Source organism: Collinsella sp., assembly GCF_052346665.1.
GTDB lineage: Bacteria > Actinomycetota > Coriobacteriia > Coriobacteriales > Coriobacteriaceae > Collinsella.
On sequence record NZ_DAWDUX010000051.1, the window covers coordinates 1 to 1,660 of the forward strand.

The 1,660-nt window shown below is 57.9% G+C and carries 2 protein-coding genes; one reads left to right on the forward strand and one right to left on the reverse strand.

The window, feature by feature from the left end; all coding sequences use genetic code 11:
- A partial coding sequence (locus tag ACT8II_RS08535; protein ID WP_443813795.1) for a radical SAM protein occupies nt 1-1,117 on the reverse strand: 1,117 nt, incomplete at its 3' end.
- Between the two features lie 236 nt (nt 1,118-1,353).
- Here ACT8II_RS08535 and ACT8II_RS08540 point away from each other — a divergent pair.
- A partial coding sequence (locus ACT8II_RS08540; protein ID WP_443813797.1) for a helix-turn-helix domain-containing protein occupies nt 1,354-1,660 on the forward strand: 307 nt, incomplete at its 3' end.

Sequence of the window (1,660 nt, forward strand, 5' to 3'; positions counted from 1 at the left end):
CACCTCCACAGAAGTATCGGTTTTCGCACGATGAGCAGCCCTCGATTTCCTCCACCGAAGGCAAGGTGAACTGAGAAAGATTATCCGCAATCGCAGCTGCGTCATCGGTGAACGCATTGCCCAGAGCGAACTCGGGTTTATGAAGCATGTGGCAGGGATACACCGTTCCGTCCGAAGCAACGCTCACCGAGTTCTTGCCGGCACCACAGCAGGTGCGAACGGACAGTGCCCGCATGGGATTGAAGGCGTCGTCAATCGACACGGCATCGCCCTTGCTCGCCACCTCGACCATGATGTCCGCAAGCTCGGCAAGACAAGAATCGTCGGGCATGAGGTCGCCCAAGTCTGCATGCGTGCCGCTCAGCAGGCTAAAGCCAACCGTGCATCCCAATTGTTTTGACAACTCGACGTAAGCGGGGACATCCTGAACGTTGCGCGCATGCAGCGTGGGCAGCATATGCGCGTGGATTCCCGCAGACTGGATGCGTTTAACGGTGTCGACAAGCACCTCGAACAGCTGCTCTCCCCTGATGCACGCAGGAGCCTCTGGACTCGTGCCGTCGAAGGAAACGGAAACCACATCGACACTGCCCGCCAGCTTTGCAAACGCCTCATCACTGCAATGCGTGCCGTTGGTCAGAACAGTGATGTTCGTCATCTCCTGCTCGCGCGCATGCTGCGCGATTTCCGGCAGGTCTTCGCGCAAGAACGGCTCGCCGCCCGAAATCACCAAGCGCGTGACACCCAGGCAGGCAAGGACGTCAATCGCGTGGCACAGATCATCAAGACTCGGGTCGACAGCTCGGTTGCGATTGCAGTCGGCCGAGTAGCACCCAACACACGAGAGGTTGCAGGTATTCGACACATGGAGATAGGCGGACGCGAGGTGGTTGCACCCACCCGCTTCAGCCTCTTCCGTAAACCCATGACTGACAAAATGAGCCACGAGCTCCTTGCATCCAGCGGGAACCTCATCCATGGCGACTTCACGCTCCAACATAGCGTCGCACAGCTCAGCCCCTTCCGGCGTGAGGCCCACAAGGGCGCCGGAAGCCGTGTTGCCGATTACGGGAATGCCCCGCATATCAAAGCGAACGATGTGGGAGGCAAGTCGCATAATCACCTTCCATGCCATAGGATACTTCGTTCTTAATATAGAGCGTTGTGTTCTATATGCAAGAGCTCTTCGGTAGGCGGAAATAACATGGAACTGCTTCCCGCCGAACCTTTGCCTAGAGGGCTATCGAAGCAATTCACGGCACAGATGCAATCAAACCTTGTCGATATACTATTCTTGGTATGCATACTTTTGCAGATATACTAATCTGCATACTTTTGCATGAGGAGGAGTCCATGGACACGATGCCGATTGTCACGCCGCGCCAAGCCGGAATCTACGTACGCCGCTCCCGCGAGAGTCAAGGTCTCACGCGTGCCCAGCTCGCCGCGGCGGCGGGCGTGTCCGAGCGCCTGCTGGCGTCCCTCGAGCTCGGTGACGCCACCGGTATCCGCCTCGACAAGCTCCTCGCCGTCTTCGGCGCGCTCGGCATCGGCCTCGCCGCGCAAGGCGATGACATCGGGCGCAACGTGATCGCCACAGGCGAAAAGCAAAATCATGCAATCAATCCCAGCACTAGCAGCTCCCCAATCATTCAAGCCA